The organism is Ruegeria sp. YTSA168 (genome assembly GCF_059610045.1).
The window spans coordinates 137317-152714 of the sequence record NZ_JBXWMW010000005.1; the positions used below are offsets into that span (position 1 = coordinate 137317).

Sequence of the window (15398 nt, forward strand, 5' to 3'; positions counted from 1 at the left end):
TACAGAAACAGAACCTCAGTCGCCTTTGGAATTGTGTACTGGAAAATCCTTCCAATTCCGGGGAAATCAGCGCATATCGTCCTTTGTTTGGTGACCGGTGGTGGACTTCGGGTAAGAGTCGGGGCAAATCCGCCCCGAAACGGCCGAGAATCACCGGCAAATTTTCCACTGTGACAAGAGTATTCTGATGACGATGTTAAGTAATCTGGCTCCGATCCCCGAACTGTATGTATCGTATGACTCGGCCCAGAAGTTAAAAGTTGAAGCCGCCGATCTGACAAGCTGGGACCTGAGCCCGCGCCAGATCTGCGATCTGGAATTGTTGATGAATGGCGGATTCAACCCGCTCAAGGGTTTCCTGAGCGAAGCCGATTATGACAATGTCGTCGAAAACATGCGCTTGGCCGATGGCACCCTGTGGCCCATGCCCATCACGCTGGACGTCAATGAAGACTTTGCCGAAGGTATTGAGCTGGGCCAGGATATCGCCCTGCGCGATCAGGAAGGCGTGATCCTTGGCACCATGACTGTGACCGACCGGTGGACACCGGACAAGTCGCGTGAGGCCGAAAAGGTCTTTGGTGCCGATGATGATGCACACCCTGCGGTTAACTACCTGCACAACGTGGCTGGCAAGGTCTATCTGGGCGGTCCCGTCGTCGGCATCCAGCAGCCGGTGCACTATGATTTCCGCGCCCGTCGGGATACACCGAATGAACTGCGCGCCTACTTCCGCAAGTTGGGCTGGCGCCGCATCGTCGCCTTCCAGACACGCAACCCGCTGCACCGCGCGCATCAGGAACTGACCTTCCGCGCCGCCAAGGAAGCACAGGCCAACCTGCTGATCCATCCGGTTGTCGGCATGACCAAACCGGGCGACGTCGATCACTTTACCCGCGTGCGCTGCTATGAGGCTGTGCTGGATAAATACCCGGCCTCGACCACCTCGATGAGCTTGCTGAACCTCGCCATGCGCATGGCAGGCCCGCGCGAGGCGGTGTGGCACGGCCTGATCCGTGCCAACCACGGCTGCACCCACTTCATCGTCGGACGCGATCATGCCGGGCCGGGTAAGAATTCGGCGGGTGACGATTTCTACGGCCCCTATGACGCGCAGGACCTGTTCCGTAAGCACCAGGATGAAATCGGCGTTGAAATGGTCGACTTCAAACATATGGTCTATGTGCAGGAACGCGCCCAGTACGAACCGAATGACGAAATCCTAGACAAGGATAATGTCACGATCCTGAACATTTCAGGCACCGAACTGCGCCGCCGTCTGTCTGAGGGTCTGGAAATCCCAGAATGGTTCAGCTTCCCCGAAGTTGTTAAGGAACTGCGCAAGACCAAACCGCCGCGCAGCCAGCAGGGCTTTACCGTGTTCTTCACCGGTTTCTCAGGCTCAGGTAAATCCACCATCGCAAACGCACTTATGGTCAAGCTGATGGAGATGGGCGGACGTCCGGTAACGCTGCTGGATGGTGATATCGTGCGGAAGAACCTGTCTTCGGAACTGGGTTTCTCGAAAGAACACCGCGACCTGAACATCCGCCGCATCGGGTATGTTGCGTCTGAGATCACCAAGAACGGTGGCATCGCCATCTGCGCCCCGATCGCGCCCTATGCAACCACGCGCCGTGCCGTGCGCGAGGAGATCGAGCAGTTCGGCGCCTTCTGCGAGGTCCATGTGGCGACTAGCATTGAGGAATGCGAACGCCGCGACCGTAAGGGGCTCTATAAGCTGGCGCGTGAAGGCAAGATCAAGGAGTTCACTGGGATCTCGGACCCCTATGACGTGCCGCAGAACCCTGAGCTAAGCGTCGAGACCGAGAATGTCGAAGTCGATAATTGCGCCCATCAGGTTCTGCTAAAGCTGGAAAGCATGGGCCTGATCGCCGGGTAAAATACCAGAATACAGAAAGCCCCCGCCAAAACGGGGGCTTTTCTTTTGACTTAACCCCACATGCGCTTACATCTGATCAGGCAAATCCACCTGTCCGCGCATCAGCACATGACCACGCCCTGCGACCTTGATCCCGGTCATCGCCTCAGATGGCCCAACGCGGGTCACCGTCGCCTGACCAGGACGGCCCATGTCGTGACCCTGCTCCGCGATGAAACTGTCCTTTGGCATCAATCCGTGTTTCCAAAGATATGCAGCCATCGCGCCGGTCGCTGATCCTGTAAACGGGTCCTCCGGCGGGCTGGGCGGGGCCAGCAAAAGGCGCGAGAACGTATTGCCCTTGGCCGTTGCGCCCTGTAAAGCCACCAGAAACGGCTCGGCCATATCCGAACCGGAGAACCCGGCAGCGGCGGCAACCTCACGCAACGGCTCTACATCAAGTCGTGCTGCGCGCAGCGCCTCATGATCACGCAGAACCGTTATGCAAAAGGGCAACCCGGTCGATACAAACTGAGGCGGTGAGATGATGGCATCTTCCGGCAGTTGGATTGTCGAAGCGACAAGGTCAGCAGGCACATATGCACCGAACTCCGGCGCGACCTGCGTCATCTCAATCTCGTCGCCGTTCAACTTGATCGCCACAAGCCCCGCACCTGTTTCAAGTGTCAGAGAATCGCCCGAGATCAATCCCCGCGACCGCATTGCGGCAACCGTCGCGATTGTTGGATGACCGGCAAAGGGGATCTCGCGACTGGCCAGAAAGTACCGCACATGAATATCTGCAAATTCGGACGGCCCGGTGAATGTGCACTCCACCAGCGAGGTCTCGCGGACATAGGCCATGCAAACATCGGCTGGCAGCGCTGCGCCATCATGGACAACGGCGCAGCCATTGCCGCCAAAGGCGCGGTCACTGAAGGCATCCACCCAATCAAAGTCAAACCAGCTCATCGCGCGGCCTCCGAACACAGGACAAATCCGGCAGGGTCCGCCGGTCTCAAACCTTCGCGTGTGTCATTGGGATTGTCACGCCCAAATCAGGCTTAAAGGGCCCCCTCAGTGAACAGCGACCGGAGACAGATCATGCTGTCGTGCCAACACAAAGGCCAGCTTGCGGTCAGCCACAAGTGCCAGCTGCTGACCATCGGAATCATGCACGGCATAAAGCTGATCCAGATCACCCGCCTGATCCTGCAGATCGCTTGGCAGATCGGCAACCTCGACCGTTTTGACATAAACGATACGGTCGCCTTCGGTGTTGATTTCAATCGGTGTATTCATTGCTCTTACCCCTTTCGTATGTTGATTGTCTGCACCACGGTTTCCGGCACGGCGCGGGTTAGATCCACATGCAGCAGACCGTTCTCCATGATCGCCTCGCCCACCTCGACCCCGTCGGCCAGCACAAACATGCGCTGAAACTGACGCGCCGCGATGCCACGGTGCAGGAAGATGCGCCCCTCGCTGTCGTCGCGTTGACGGCCCCGGATCACCAGTTGGCGATCCTCGATGGTGATCGACAAGTCTTCTTCGGCAAACCCGGCCACAGCCAGAGTAATCCGGTACGAAAAATCCGACGTCTGTTCGATGTTATAGGGCGGGTAGCCTTCATTACCGGCCTTTGCAGACCGTTCCAGAAGGCGTTCCAACTGCTCGAACCCCAATAGATGCGGGTATGAGCCAAGAGTAAGTTTTGACACGTTTTCTCGTCCTTTATTGCCAAAGCGACGTGTGGTGCGGCCCCGTTCTGGCAACCGCGCACCATAGAATATGGGAAGAAACCAGGATGTCCACAAGGTCTGGCGTGATAACGTCTGACACACTATCTTGTTGGGTAAGCACCACAACCAGCTCGAGTCGCCAATGAACGCGCCCACCGATCTTTCGATGAAAACCGATGACGTATTGCGGGTTGAGCTTGAGGTTTTCCGACGACAGCACCGTGATCTGGATGAGGCCATCGAAGCACTGCATGACCGCGGGACCGCAGATCAGCTGACCCTGCGCCGGCTGAAAAAGGAAAAGCTGCGCCTTAAGGATATCATCCGATTGATCGAAGATCGTCTAACGCCGGACATCATCGCCTGATATCGGCCTAACGCATTGCCACGAAGGCGGATTTGGATATATTGCGCGCTCTGCGAACAAGGCGGGGATCAAGCGGATGGGTAACGTCAAAGTTGGGATCATCATGGGCAGCCAGTCCGACTGGCCCACGATGAAGGAAGCCGCAGATATTCTGGACGAATTGGGTGTCGCCTATGAAAAGCGCATCGTGTCGGCCCACCGCACACCGGACCGCCTCTGGGACTATGGCAAAACCGCTGTCGAACGTGGCTTGAACGTGATTATCGCTGGCGCAGGCGGCGCGGCGCACCTACCGGGTATGATGGCATCGAAAACGCGGGTGCCGGTGATTGGCGTTCCTGTTCAGACCCGTGCTCTGTCAGGTGTTGATTCGCTGTATTCCATTGTGCAGATGCCCAAAGGTTTCCCGGTTGCCACCATGGCCATCGGATCGGCCGGAGGTGCAAACGCAGGGCTGATGGCCGCTGGTATTCTGGCACTTCGGGATGACGCGTTGGCCCAGCGGCTAGACGCATGGCGAATGGCATTATCAGCCTCTATCGCAGAAGAACCCGAAGGATGAGGCGGGTCGGCTTTGTCGGAACCGGCCACATCGCTGCACCGATGGTGCGCTTTCTGGCGGCCAAAGATCATGACATATGGATCACCGAACGCAATGCCGAAGTATCTGCACAACTCAAATCAGAATTGGGTGTGACAGTTGCGGATATCCAATCTGTGCTCGACGCCTCAGACATCGTGTTTTTGTGTCTGCGCCCACAGGTGGCCGCTGACATTCTGACGCCTCTGACCTTTCGCGCGGATCAACAGATTGTTTCTGTAATGGCTGCCGTTTCGACAGATCAGTTGGCAGAGCTCTGTACGCCTGCGTCGGATTTCGTGCAGACCATCCCACTAGGCTTTCTGGCAACCGGTGGTTGCCCCTTGGCCGCCCTGGGCAATGATCGCCTATTGGCCAATCTGTTCGAGCCAGAGAACCCCGTGATCAAAGTCGCGGATGAGACGGCGCTGAACGCCCATTTCGCAATCTGCGCCATGGTGCCGGGGATGCTGGATTTGATGGCGACGGGAGCAGGCTGGTTGTCCGATCAAACCGGAAACTCAGACGGTGCCGAATTTTATACCACACAGCTGATCTCGGGCTTTCTTTCCGCGATGGAAAAGGGCAAAGCAGGGCGACTTGCGGCCGAGCGCGATGCGCTGGCCACAGATGGAACGCTGAGCCTGCAGATGACCGATGCGTTACAGTCGGGCAAGGCACATGACGCGCTGAACGCCGCCCTGGCCGCGATTGGCAAACGGTTGGAGACCTGATGATGACACAAATGCTGGCCCCCGGTGCAACGATTGGAATTCTGGGCGGTGGTCAGTTGGGCCGCATGCTGTCAGTCGCAGCGGCGCGACTGGGTTTTGTCAGCCACATCTATGAGCCCGGCGCGAACCCACCTGCCGGTCAGGTGGCAGATCGCATAACAACGGCGGCGTATGACGACGCCGAGGCGCTAAAGGCCTTTGCAGATTCGGTTGATGTCATCACCTATGAATTCGAAAACATACCGACCGAGGCGCTGGATATTCTGGAAGCGCATCGCCCCATTCGCCCCGGGCGTGAAGCCTTGCGCGTCAGTCAGGATCGACTGACAGAAAAGCGGTTCTTGCAGGAGCTGTGCCTGAACACGGCGCCTTTTGCGGATGTATCAGATCTGAGCAGCCTTGAGGCCTCAATTGAGCAAATCGGAACCCCGGCCATCCTAAAAACCCGTCGTTTCGGCTATGATGGGAAAGGCCAGGCGCGGCTGCGCATGCCCGAGGATGCCAGCGCCGCGTTGGCGGACATGAACGGCGCGCCCTCGATCCTGGAAGGGTTCGTTGATTTCAGCCATGAGGTGTCAATTATTGCCGCGCGCGGGCTGGACGGTCAGGTCGCCTGTTTCGATCCGGGCGAGAACGTGCATCGGGACGGCATCCTGCACACGACCACAGTACCTGCCCGCCTACGTCCGGCGCAGCGCACAGATGCGATCCTGCTGGCCGCCAATATCCTGAATGCGCTCGACTATGTTGGAGTAATGGGGGTCGAGCTGTTTGTGACGCCCAAGGGTTTGATCGTGAATGAGATCGCGCCGCGCGTTCATAACTCGGGCCATTGGACGCAGAATGGTTGCGCCGTCGATCAGTTTGAACAACATATCCGCGCTGTGGCTGGCTGGCCCTTAGGTGATGGGCAGCGGCATTCGGATGTGGTGATGGAGAACCTGATCGGTGCCGATATGGACCGCGTACTTGAGCTGGCTCAGGAACGGGACGTCGCCCTGCATCTCTACGGTAAGGCCGAAGTAAAGGCAGGCCGGAAGATGGGACATTTCAACCGGATCGCGCGCGAATAGAAATCACGCTAGCGCGTGATGCCTCCGGCGGAGGTATTTGTGAACAAGAGAAGGGGGCCGGGTTCAAGAGATGAACCGGGCCGCGATGTCTCCGGACATGTAACTGATGCGCCCTCCGGCCAGCGTAGCGGCGACGCGGAGGGTCTTCCGATCCAGAATGACAAGGTCAGCGCGTTTGCCCGGCTCTAACGTGCCACGGTCTTCAAGACACAGAACACGCGCGGGGCCGGAGGAGATCAAATCCCAGGCGGCAGCCAAATCCTGAACGCCGCTTTTGGCCAGCATCAACGCCGCACGGCGCGGGCTGGGGTAGTGATAGTCAGACGCCAAAGCGTCACACAGACCCATGGCAATCAGTTCAACCGCGCTGGCATTTCCTTTGTGTGACCCGCCCCGGACCACATTGGGTGAGCCGAGAATAATGTGATCGCCTGCTGAACGCGCAGCCTCAGCCGCCTCAAGTGTTTCGGGGAATTCAGAGATGTGAATGCCACGATCCCGCCACCAGCCCCGGATTTCAGCGGTCGCGTCATCGTGGCTGCCGAGGCGAACACCCAGCCCCACTAGCTCAACGCACAGCGTTTCGATCGCAGCGGGAACCTCTTCCCGGCGGGCATGCATCTCGAGCAGCATCTGGAAATGAGCGTCTGGATTACGTCCCGCTTTCAGTGCCTGTCCGGTCAGGCGCGGCGGTTTCTTGCCCTGCGCAAGGCGATCATGCGGCAGGTGGTCATTGAAGACCACGTAAGGAACCTGCCAGTCTCTGATCCGCGCAACCAGGTCCCCATAGTCGTCCAGCATATGGGTTTCGAACCTTAGCTGAGGGATCAAGTCGGTGACAGTGCTGTTCTTAACCGCAGCAATCGCGTCAAAGACCTGCGCAGCAAAATCGGGACCGCGCACGCCGCCTTCCCAGCTATAGAATTGCGCCAGTACTCCGGTGGTGATCCCGTTTGCCGCCAACTCTGCCTCGACCGACAAAATGCCTTCGTTCATTTGCTTCATGGCCCCTCGGCGCGGGGCGATGTGGCGTTCGAAACCGTCACCATGTAGGTCGATGATTCCCGGAAGGACCATATAACCGGTCAGGTCAATCTCTCGACCCACGCGTGACGCCTGCACCTGCCCATCAGCTATTACAACTGGCTCCTGTGTCAGTCCTGCACACGGCAACAGAACTTCAGCGTTGCACAGCGTCAGCTCCAGCGTTGTCATCTGGTCGGCTCCGACTCTGGTTCAGAGCAATCCTGCCCGATGCAAATCTCGTCAATGATGTCAGTGACCCCATCCAGCCAAGTGATCTGCGGATCAAATTGGCCGAACTCGATGAAATGCAGGGCCTGTGCCATCACGCGCGGATTGTTCATCATGAACGTGTGCGTCACCGGCAGAACGATATGATCCGCCATGCCATCCACCTTGGTGGTTCGGACCGAAACCTTACCATCGTCCCGCCCATCGATCAGTGAAGAAAACACTGGGTTCAAAGAATTCTCACCTGCGATCACGCCCAGTTCGAAATCCACCGCAGGCAGCTTCCTTGGGATGCCTTCAGATCCAGTGCCAAGCTGCAATCCGGCGGGTCCGTTCAGATAACCAAACACTTCCCAAGCGCTGAGCTCATCAACAAGTTGGCTGCCTTGATTAGGCGGGCCTAACATGACGACGCGGCCAAGGTTTTCAGGCCTGTTATCCTGAAGCCAATACCGCAACAAGATACCGCCCATGGAATGCGCGACAACGTTAGCTATATCTTCGCCACAGGCTGCAACCGCATCGGGCAGTGTCTGTTCAGCCAGTTCGGGAATGCCCATATCTGTCGACCGATAGCCAGGGCGTATGACGGTGTAGCCATGCGCCTTGAACAACTGCTCCATCACCGAGAACGACGCCTCGGTTCGCGCCAGCCCATGCAACAGGATGACACATTTGGCGCTGGCCGCCGCAGGCAGGCACAGGAAAATGAGGGCAAACAGAATTCTCATGACCGCCCAATAATGCCAATGAGGGTCTGAGGGAAGACCTACCCTTGGGTCCGGCGCAGAACGGCCAGGGCAATGCCACCCAGTACCAAAGCTGCCCCGGCCAACAGCCGCGCGCCTGCAACTTCACCCAACAGGACCACGCCGCCGACAATCGCGATCACGGGCACACTCAACTGAACCACCGCGGCAACCGAGGGCGCGAGTTGCGGCAAGACCCGATACCAAAGCGCATATCCCAAACCCGACGTGACCCCGCCAGACAATATGGCCAGCACACATCCCGTTGCATCGATCTCCCAATCTCCGCCCATGAAAACCAGCGCCAACGCCGTTACGGGAAGCGCGATAACAAAATTGGCCGCTGTCCCGGCCAAGGCGTCCGGTTCGGACCGCCCGACCAAAGAATAAATCGCCCAACCAAAACCAGCCGCGACCATCAGCGCCGCCCCCGAGGCGTCGACCTGAACCGCCTCAGTCGGCCACAGCACAAAAGCCAACCCAGCCAAAGCGACCGCTGCACCTGCGATTTGCCGGCCTGTAGGTGTTGTCCCAGTTAATGCGCCGATCGCAAACATGGATATCTGAACAACCCCGAACAGGATCAGCGCTCCAAGACCCGCATCCAACGTCAGATAGGCCACCGAAAACCCGATCATGTACAAAGACAGGGACCCTGCCCCCAGAACTCGCCGACCCGAACGCAGCGGCATTGAAGTCTTACGCGCCCACACCAACAGGCTCAGAACCACCGCGCCCGCCAGCACGCGCACAACCGCAAAGCTGGCAGGATCGCTGGCACCGCTGTCAATCGCCAGCCGGTTCAGGATCGAATTCGCAGCAAAGGCGCACATGGTCAGGGCTGTGAGCAAAAGCAACTTCATCCCAACCGCATACCTGCTTCTGTCAGGTTTGCACACTCACATTCCTGCAAACACGCCCACAGCTTCTTCTGTTCAAAAATACCTCCGCCGGAGGCATAGCCGCAAAGCGGCTATTCAAAACGAAACAGGGCCGCCCGAAGGCGACCCCGTCGATAAGCACTAAGGCCTAAGCAGCTTACATCATGCCGCCCATGCCGCCCATGTCGGGCATGCCGCCGCCGGGTGCCGCGCCTTCTTTGGCGGGTTTGTCGGCAACCATTGCTTCGGTGGTGACCAACAGGCCAGCAACCGATGCCGCATCTTCCAGAGCGGTACGGACAACTTTCGCAGGGTCGATCACGCCGAATGAGAACATGTCGCCATATTCTTCGGTCTGAGCGTTGAAGCCGAATGCTGCGTCGTCGCTTTCGCGAACTTTGCCCGCAACCACCGCACCATCAACGCCTGCGTTCTCGGCGATCTGGCGCAACGGCGCTTCGATTGCCTTACGAACGATGTTGATGCCAGCGTCCTGATCGGCGTTTGCACCTGTCAGAGATTCCAGTGCTTTACCGGCCTGAACCAGCGCAACACCGCCACCCACAACAACGCCTTCCTGAACGGCAGCGCGCGTTGCGTTCAGAGCATCATCCACACGGTCCTTACGCTCTTTCACTTCCACTTCGGTCATGCCGCCGACGCGGATAACAGCAACACCGCCTGCCAGTTTGGCAACGCGTTCTTGCAGCTTCTCACGGTCGTAGTCGCTGGTGGTTTCTTCGATCTGAGTGCGGATCTGAGCAACACGTGCTTCGATCTCGGCTTTCTCGCCTGCACCGTCAACGATGGTGGTTTCGTCTTTGGTGATTTCAATCTTCTTGGCAGTGCCCAGCATGTCCATGGTGACGGACTCGAGCTTCATGCCCAGATCTTCGCTGATGACCTGACCACCGGTCAGGATCGCGATGTCCTGCAGCATGGCTTTACGGCGATCGCCGAAGCCCGGTGCTTTGACAGCAGCAATTTTCAGGCCGCCGCGCAGTTTGTTAACAACCAGAGTTGCCAGCGCTTCGCCTTCAACGTCCTCAGCAATGATCAGCAGCGGCTTTTGCGACTGGATCACCTGCTCCAGCAGCGGAACCATCGGCTGCAGCGAGGACAGTTTCTTTTCGTGCAGCAGGATCATGCAGTCGTCGAGCTCTGCGATCATCTTGTCTGCGTTGGTGACGAAGTAAGGCGACAGGTAGCCACGGTCGAACTGCATACCTTCAACAACATCGGTCTCGGTTTCCAGACCTTTGTTTTCTTCGACGGTGATGACACCTTCGTTGCCAACCTTCTGCATCGCGTCTGCGATCTGGCTGCCAATTTCAGCTTCGCCGTTGGCCGAGATGGTGCCAACCTGAGCAACTTCTGCCGAGTCTTTAACTTCGCGCGAAGCCGATTTGATGCCTTCAACAACCTTGGCGGTTGCCAGGTCGATGCCACGCTTCAGGTCCATCGGGTTCAAGCCCGCTGCAACCTGCTTCAGGCCTTCTTTGACGATGGCCTGCGCCAGAACGGTCGCGGTAGTTGTGCCGTCACCGGCTTCGTCGTTGGTGCGGCTGGCGACTTCTTTCACCATCTGCGCGCCCATGTTTTCGAACTTGTCTTCCAGTTCGATTTCCTTGGCAACCGAAACACCGTCTTTGGTGATGCGCGGTGCGCCGAAAGATTTGTCCAGGACCACGTTGCGGCCTTTGGGGCCCAGGGTCACTTTAACAGCATCGGCCAGGATGTTCACACCTGACAGCATGCGGTTGCGGGCATCGGTGTCGAACTTGACGTCCTTTGCAGCCATGTCGTTTCTCCTTGAGAAAATGTATAAAGATGAAGATCAGAGTGAAGCGCGCGGCTTACTCGATGATCCCCATGATGTCGCTTTCTTTCATCATCAGCAGCTCTTCGCCGTCGACCTGAACCTCGGTGCCGGACCATTTGCCGAACAGGATCTTGTCGCCAGCTTTCACAGCCATTGCGATCAACTCGCCGCTGTCTTTGCGGGCGCCTTCGCCGGTCGCAACGACTTCGCCTTCGCTGGGCTTTTCTTTTGCGCTGTCGGGAATGATCAGGCCGCCTGCGGTTTTCTCTTCGCTTTCGGTACGGCGAACCAGCACACGGTCATGAAGCGGTTTCAATGCCATCTTTGCAGCTCCTTGGGCTCAAAGTTATCTATCCTCCCCTCACCCATCGGTGAGGCGTTAGCACTCAGGGTCGTAGAGTGATAACGACGCATAGCTAGGGGGTCGCAAGAAGCGAGTCAACAAGTTGCCGTGATATTTTTTGCCGAATTCTACGGGCCAAGCGGTTTACTGTGGTCTCCAGCCGAATACTCTCGCCGCGGCCACGTTTAGTCGGAGAGAATCCAATGTGTAGATATCATTCCTTTGCCATCGGTCTATTCCTTTTGATTTCTCTGATGGCGGGATCGACTACACCGGTTCAAGCGCAGAGTCTGACTGACACAGTCAAGACATTGGAGCGCGAACTTAGCGCACGGATTGGTGTATTGCTCTATGAGGTCGACAGCGGGTGGGAGGTTGCCTATCGCGCGGATGAAAGGTTTGCGATGTCCAGCACGTTCAAGCCTCTTTTATGCGGCGCGGTTCTGGCAAGGGTCGATGCAGGGACCCAGGCGTTATCGGAACGCATTACCTATCAATCATCTGTCCTTGTCGACTACTCGCCCGTCACCAGTAAACATGTGGAATCCGGCATGACCGTGCAGGACCTGTGCAAAGCAACCATCACGATCAGCGACAACACCGCGGCCAACCTGTTGTTGCAGCAAGTGGGCGGGCCCAGCGACCTAACCAGCTTTCTGCGCACAACAGGCGACACCATCACCCGCCTTGATCGATGGGAAACAGCGCTGAACCAAGCCACACCGGGTGATCCACGCGATACAACAACGCCGCGAGCGATTTTGGAGACGTTGGAACGGCTACTGTTTGGCATGCGCCTTTCACCAGCCTCCGCCGCTCAACTCAGGCAATGGATGATCGAAGATCAGGTCGCCGACGAACTCATCCGCCCTCACGTACCAGAAGGGTGGACAATCGGTAACAAGACCGGCGCTGGTGGCCATGGTAACCGCGCGATCATCGCTTTTCTGCAAACACCAGAATCACGCACCTATCTGGCGGCTATCTATCTCACCGAAACAAGCGCATCCTTTGCAAAACGCAACGCTGTGATTTCCGATATTGGCCGCGCAATAATCGCCGAGATCGAAGCGCACCCTGAGTGAGCAAGCCAATCTGCGCGGCTAGGTTTCATCTGCATCCTCCCAGCTATAGGCCCAGTGCTTCAGCCCCTCTTCACCCGCAGAGGACAGGACATAAACACCTGTCTCAACCTTATCGAACCAGCCATAGTGGTTTTCACGCATCAAGCGTGTGGCGACAGAAACACCGGTTGCAGCCGCAACCTCAGAACCTTTGGTGGCGCCGTGCTCTGCCAGATGCGCGGCGCATTTTAGTGCATCCTGCCGATAGGCTGTGACGATCCCGTGCCGAGTTGCACCTCCGGCGTTGGGATCACCTTCCAGTCGATCAAATTCCCGCAGCATGCGCGCTGCTTTGACCTTGTTCTTTCGCGGTGCGTAGGGCCCGGGATCACACTGCACTTCGACCGCGCCATCAGCACGAACAGTGATCAGCCCCAAGCCCAACCGGCGGCACATCGCCAGATTGTCGCGCAGCGCGCGTCTGGCCGCGCGCCCTGTCGGTTTGCTGACCCCCAGATACACCTGGTCGGTGATCTTTAGCCGCGCAATGGCCTGATGAAACAAGGCCAGCGAGAACCGCAGTTTAAGCTCGACAATCACGGGGTCAGATCCGCCGCGCACCGCCATGATATCCGCCGGGCCCACCTCGCCTTTCACGGTATAACCCTGACGCTCTAACAACGCTTTGATCGGGGGGTATAGATCCTGTTCGCGCTCCATGACTCGATGCTATGGGTTTCCAACAAAAATACCAGATGCGCCGCCTTGAATATGCTGCATTTGGATGACTAAGTCCTTGCCTGACCCATCCCGGAGGATCACGCATGCGCCTGTTGGCCTTGATCGGATTTATGCTGCTGCCCGCCACGGTACACGCCACCTGCGAAGGGCATGACCTGCGCCCGCAGATGTCGCAAGCTCAGCAAGACAGTCTGGAGCAAGCCCTCGCCGACATTCCCTATTCGGAAGGCAACCATTGGATCGCCCGCAAAGGGGACACCACGCTGCACCTGATCGGAACGCTCCATACCAATGATCCCCGCATGGATGCGGTGGTTGAACGCCTGACCCCTGCGCTGAGCCAAGCCGATGCCTTTTACTTCGAGGTCACTCAGGCCGAGATGAAGGTATTTGAACAAGGTCTCGCACAGGATCTCAGCCCGGTCATGATCACTTCGGGGCCCACGCTGATCGATCTGATGAGCGCCGAAGACTGGGCCACGCTATCCGATACACTGGCAGAACGGGGCATTCCCAGCTGGATGGCGGCGAAAATGCGCCCCTGGTTTCTGAGCATGATGCTGGGCATTCCACCCTGCCTGATGCAGAACCCGGATGCGAAATACGGGATGGATGCCAGGCTGACCGATCTGGCCGAAGCCAATGACATCCCACAGCATTCACTTGAACGGGTCGAAGATCTGATGACCTTGTTTGATGATCTTCCAATGCAAGAGCAGGTAGAGTCACTGGTGCGGATGACCGGTGCGCTAAAAAGCGACGCCAATCACCTGACTACGGTGGCCAACGCCTATCTGGAAGAAAAGCACGCCCAAATCCTGCAACTTGCACGGTTGCAGGGGCTTGAGGCGTCGGGACTGTCTGAAAGCGAATACGCTGTGGAATGGGACCGGTTCGAGCAGAAGATGCTGGTACAACGCAATGCCAACTGGATGGAGCACATCCTGAATATTCAGAACCAGACCGCCGTGATCGCGGTGGGCGCCGGCCATCTGGGCGATGATTTTGGGTTGCTGGCCCTGCTGGAACAGGCCGGATACACGCTGAACCCTGCACCCTTCTAGCCATTTTGTCATGGCCCAAGTCGCATCAGACGAACCGTCGCATGCGCGAAGCTGTTGGTGACATTTCGTTTGGACCAACCTATAAGGCGCGCAAATTGCAATCCTCAGGATACTGTCATGACAACCCTCGTATTTGGTCACAAATCTCCGGACACCGATTCCACAGGCTCGCCGATCCTATGGTCCTGGTACCTGAACGAAATCAAAGGCGAACCGGCCGAGCCCGTCCTGCTGGGTGAACCCAACACCGAGGCCGCCTTTATGTTGCAGCGTTGGGATCTTCCAAAACCCCGCATCATCACGGATGTGGATGCAGACGCACCGGTTGTCGTCGTCGACACCAACAACCCGGCCGAGCTGCCCGCCAGCGTCAATAACGCCGATATCCGCGCCATCATCGACCACCATAAGCTGGTTGGCGGTCTGGAGACCAAAGGCCCGATCGACATCACTGTGCGCCCGCTCGCCTGCACAGCAACTATCATGATCGACCTGATCGGTGACGACACGGCCAAGATGCCTGACGCTGTCAAAGGCGCGGCGCTCACCTGTATCCTGTCGGACACACTGGAATTTCGCTCGCCCACCACCACCGCGCATGACCGCGCCGTGGCAGAAAAACTGGCCGCTGAACTGGGCTTGGATGTCTCAGCCTATGCCGCCGATATGTTCGCAGCGAAATCGGATGTTTCGTCTTTCTCGGATGCCGAACTGATCCGCATGGACAGCAAGGAATACGAAGTGGACGGCACCAAGTTCCGCGTCTCGGTTCTGGAAACCACAGCGCCTGGCGTTGTGCTGGATCGCAAAGACAACCTGGCCATCTCGATGGTAGACGTCGCCAAGGAAGACGGCGTGGATCAGGTGCTACTGTTCGTCGTCGACATTCTGAACGAAGAAGCCACCTTGCTGGTGCCCAACGATCTGGTCAAAAGCGTTGCCGAAAAGAGCTTTGACGCTGCCGTTGAAGGAGACATCGTGGTCTTGCCCGGCGTCATGAGCCGCAAAAAGCAGATCATCCCAAATCTGAAAGTTTGATCGCAGACAACCTGAGATACCAAGGCGCTCAATTGAGCGCCTTTCTTCTTTTTGCGAGGCTCTG

Annotated in this window: 17 protein-coding genes; 8 read left to right on the top strand and 9 right to left on the bottom strand. The window is 57.6% G+C overall.

All coding sequences use genetic code 11. The annotated features are described in order from the left end of the window. Positions 1–187: 187 nt before the first annotated feature. A complete protein-coding gene (locus AC2FFE_RS12025; RefSeq protein ID WP_496820308.1) occupies positions 188–1903 on the top strand; it encodes a bifunctional sulfate adenylyltransferase/adenylylsulfate kinase in 1716 nt (571 codons plus the stop codon). A gap of 66 nt (positions 1904–1969) precedes the next feature. On the opposite strand, the gene AC2FFE_RS12030 is transcribed toward AC2FFE_RS12025, so the two are convergent. From AC2FFE_RS12030 to AC2FFE_RS12040, 3 genes are all read right to left on the bottom strand, one after another. Next, complete coding sequence (locus AC2FFE_RS12030; RefSeq protein WP_496846739.1) at positions 1970–2854, bottom strand: PhzF family phenazine biosynthesis protein; 885 nt, start codon at positions 2852–2854, stop codon at positions 1970–1972. Positions 2855–2959: 105 nt separating this feature from the next. Continuing rightward, a complete protein-coding gene (locus AC2FFE_RS12035; RefSeq protein WP_170536263.1) occupies positions 2960–3184 on the bottom strand; it encodes a DUF1150 family protein in 225 nt (74 codons plus the stop codon). A 5-nt stretch (positions 3185–3189) separates the two neighbouring features. Next, a complete protein-coding gene (locus tag AC2FFE_RS12040; protein ID WP_058275530.1) occupies positions 3190–3603 on the bottom strand; it encodes an Hsp20 family protein in 414 nt (137 codons plus the stop codon). A 163-nt stretch (positions 3604–3766) separates the two neighbouring features. Between AC2FFE_RS12040 and AC2FFE_RS12045 the strand changes: the two genes are divergently transcribed. The 4 genes from AC2FFE_RS12045 to AC2FFE_RS12060 all read left to right on the top strand — a co-directional run bounded on the left by AC2FFE_RS12045 (position 3767) and on the right by AC2FFE_RS12060 (position 6378). Next, on the top strand, positions 3767–3991 hold the full coding sequence (locus AC2FFE_RS12045; RefSeq protein ID WP_170536261.1) for a YdcH family protein: 225 nt from the start codon (positions 3767–3769) through the stop codon (positions 3989–3991). A 76-nt stretch (positions 3992–4067) separates the two neighbouring features. Next, positions 4068–4553 (top strand): 5-(carboxyamino)imidazole ribonucleotide mutase, encoded by a 486-nt coding sequence (purE, locus tag AC2FFE_RS12050; RefSeq protein ID WP_496846740.1) that lies wholly within the window; start codon positions 4068–4070, stop codon positions 4551–4553. Continuing rightward, complete coding sequence (locus AC2FFE_RS12055) at positions 4550–5305, top strand: NAD(P)-binding domain-containing protein (RefSeq protein WP_496846741.1); 756 nt, start codon at positions 4550–4552, stop codon at positions 5303–5305. Before purE ends, AC2FFE_RS12055 begins: the two co-directional genes overlap by 4 nt. A gap of 2 nt (positions 5306–5307) precedes the next feature. After that, positions 5308–6378, top strand: a complete 1071-nt coding sequence (locus AC2FFE_RS12060) for a 5-(carboxyamino)imidazole ribonucleotide synthase (RefSeq protein WP_496846773.1) — start codon at positions 5308–5310, stop codon at positions 6376–6378. A 63-nt stretch (positions 6379–6441) separates the two neighbouring features. On the opposite strand, the gene AC2FFE_RS12065 is transcribed toward AC2FFE_RS12060, so the two are convergent. The 5 genes from AC2FFE_RS12065 to groES all read right to left on the bottom strand — a co-directional run bounded on the left by AC2FFE_RS12065 (position 6442) and on the right by groES (position 11406). After that, entirely contained in the window at positions 6442–7593 is a 1152-nt protein-coding gene (locus AC2FFE_RS12065; RefSeq protein WP_496846742.1) for an alpha-D-ribose 1-methylphosphonate 5-triphosphate diphosphatase, read from the bottom strand. Then, on the bottom strand, positions 7590–8363 hold the full coding sequence (locus AC2FFE_RS12070; RefSeq protein WP_496846743.1) for an alpha/beta fold hydrolase: 774 nt from the start codon (positions 8361–8363) through the stop codon (positions 7590–7592). The genes AC2FFE_RS12065 and AC2FFE_RS12070 overlap by 4 nt, the downstream gene beginning before the upstream one ends. Positions 8364–8401: 38 nt before the next feature. Then, complete coding sequence (locus AC2FFE_RS12075; RefSeq protein ID WP_496846744.1) at positions 8402–9244, bottom strand: DMT family transporter; 843 nt, start codon at positions 9242–9244, stop codon at positions 8402–8404. 175 nt (positions 9245–9419) lie between these two features. Beyond that, the gene (groL, locus tag AC2FFE_RS12080; protein ID WP_496846745.1) at positions 9420–11063 is read right to left on the bottom strand and encodes a chaperonin GroEL; all 1644 of its coding nucleotides are present in this window, start codon (positions 11061–11063) and stop codon (positions 9420–9422) included. A gap of 55 nt (positions 11064–11118) precedes the next feature. Next, positions 11119–11406 (bottom strand): co-chaperone GroES, encoded by a 288-nt coding sequence (gene groES, locus AC2FFE_RS12085; protein ID WP_170352338.1) that lies wholly within the window; start codon positions 11404–11406, stop codon positions 11119–11121. Between the two features lie 224 nt (positions 11407–11630). Here groES and bla point away from each other — a divergent pair, with 224 nt between their 5' ends. Next, positions 11631–12512: a class A beta-lactamase gene (gene bla, locus AC2FFE_RS12090; protein WP_496820300.1), complete on the top strand. Its 882-nt coding sequence runs from the start codon at positions 11631–11633 to the stop codon at positions 12510–12512. A gap of 18 nt (positions 12513–12530) precedes the next feature. Here bla and AC2FFE_RS12095 read toward each other — a convergent pair whose 3' ends face one another. Continuing rightward, a complete protein-coding gene (locus AC2FFE_RS12095; RefSeq protein WP_496820299.1) occupies positions 12531–13211 on the bottom strand; it encodes a DUF2161 domain-containing phosphodiesterase in 681 nt (226 codons plus the stop codon). A gap of 104 nt (positions 13212–13315) precedes the next feature. Here AC2FFE_RS12095 and AC2FFE_RS12100 point away from each other — a divergent pair, with 104 nt between their 5' ends. Continuing rightward, positions 13316–14296 carry a TraB/GumN family protein gene (locus AC2FFE_RS12100; protein WP_496846746.1) on the top strand — a complete coding sequence of 327 codons (981 nt, stop codon included), beginning with the start codon at positions 13316–13318 and terminating at the stop codon, positions 14294–14296. A gap of 117 nt (positions 14297–14413) precedes the next feature. After that, entirely contained in the window at positions 14414–15334 is a 921-nt protein-coding gene (locus AC2FFE_RS12105) for a manganese-dependent inorganic pyrophosphatase (protein ID WP_496846747.1), read from the top strand. The last annotated feature ends 64 nt before the right edge of the window (positions 15335–15398 follow it).

Excerpts from the sequence above, each read along its gene's own strand:
- AC2FFE_RS12025 (WP_496820308.1), top strand. The coding sequence starts at position 188 with ATGACGATGTTAAGTAATCTGGCTCCGATCCCCGAACTGTATGTATCG.
- AC2FFE_RS12030 (WP_496846739.1), bottom strand. The coding sequence starts at position 2,854 with ATGAGCTGGTTTGACTTTGATTGGGTGGATGCCTTCAGTGACCGCGCC.
- AC2FFE_RS12035 (WP_170536263.1), bottom strand. The coding sequence starts at position 3,184 with ATGAATACACCGATTGAAATCAACACCGAAGGCGACCGTATCGTTTAT.
- AC2FFE_RS12045 (WP_170536261.1), top strand. The coding sequence starts at position 3,767 with ATGAACGCGCCCACCGATCTTTCGATGAAAACCGATGACGTATTGCGG.
- purE (WP_496846740.1), top strand. The coding sequence starts at position 4,068 with ATGGGTAACGTCAAAGTTGGGATCATCATGGGCAGCCAGTCCGACTGG.
- AC2FFE_RS12055 (WP_496846741.1), top strand. The coding sequence starts at position 4,550 with ATGAGGCGGGTCGGCTTTGTCGGAACCGGCCACATCGCTGCACCGATG.
- AC2FFE_RS12060 (WP_496846773.1), top strand. The coding sequence starts at position 5,308 with ATGACACAAATGCTGGCCCCCGGTGCAACGATTGGAATTCTGGGCGGT.
- AC2FFE_RS12065 (WP_496846742.1), bottom strand. The coding sequence starts at position 7,593 with ATGACAACGCTGGAGCTGACGCTGTGCAACGCTGAAGTTCTGTTGCCG.
- AC2FFE_RS12070 (WP_496846743.1), bottom strand. The coding sequence starts at position 8,363 with ATGAGAATTCTGTTTGCCCTCATTTTCCTGTGCCTGCCTGCGGCGGCC.
- AC2FFE_RS12075 (WP_496846744.1), bottom strand. The coding sequence starts at position 9,244 with ATGAAGTTGCTTTTGCTCACAGCCCTGACCATGTGCGCCTTTGCTGCG.
- groL (WP_496846745.1), bottom strand. The coding sequence starts at position 11,063 with ATGGCTGCAAAGGACGTCAAGTTCGACACCGATGCCCGCAACCGCATG.
- groES (WP_170352338.1), bottom strand. The coding sequence starts at position 11,406 with ATGGCATTGAAACCGCTTCATGACCGTGTGCTGGTTCGCCGTACCGAA.
- bla (WP_496820300.1), top strand. The coding sequence starts at position 11,631 with ATGTGTAGATATCATTCCTTTGCCATCGGTCTATTCCTTTTGATTTCT.
- AC2FFE_RS12095 (WP_496820299.1), bottom strand. The coding sequence starts at position 13,211 with ATGGAGCGCGAACAGGATCTATACCCCCCGATCAAAGCGTTGTTAGAG.
- AC2FFE_RS12100 (WP_496846746.1), top strand. The coding sequence starts at position 13,316 with ATGCGCCTGTTGGCCTTGATCGGATTTATGCTGCTGCCCGCCACGGTA.
- AC2FFE_RS12105 (WP_496846747.1), top strand. The coding sequence starts at position 14,414 with ATGACAACCCTCGTATTTGGTCACAAATCTCCGGACACCGATTCCACA.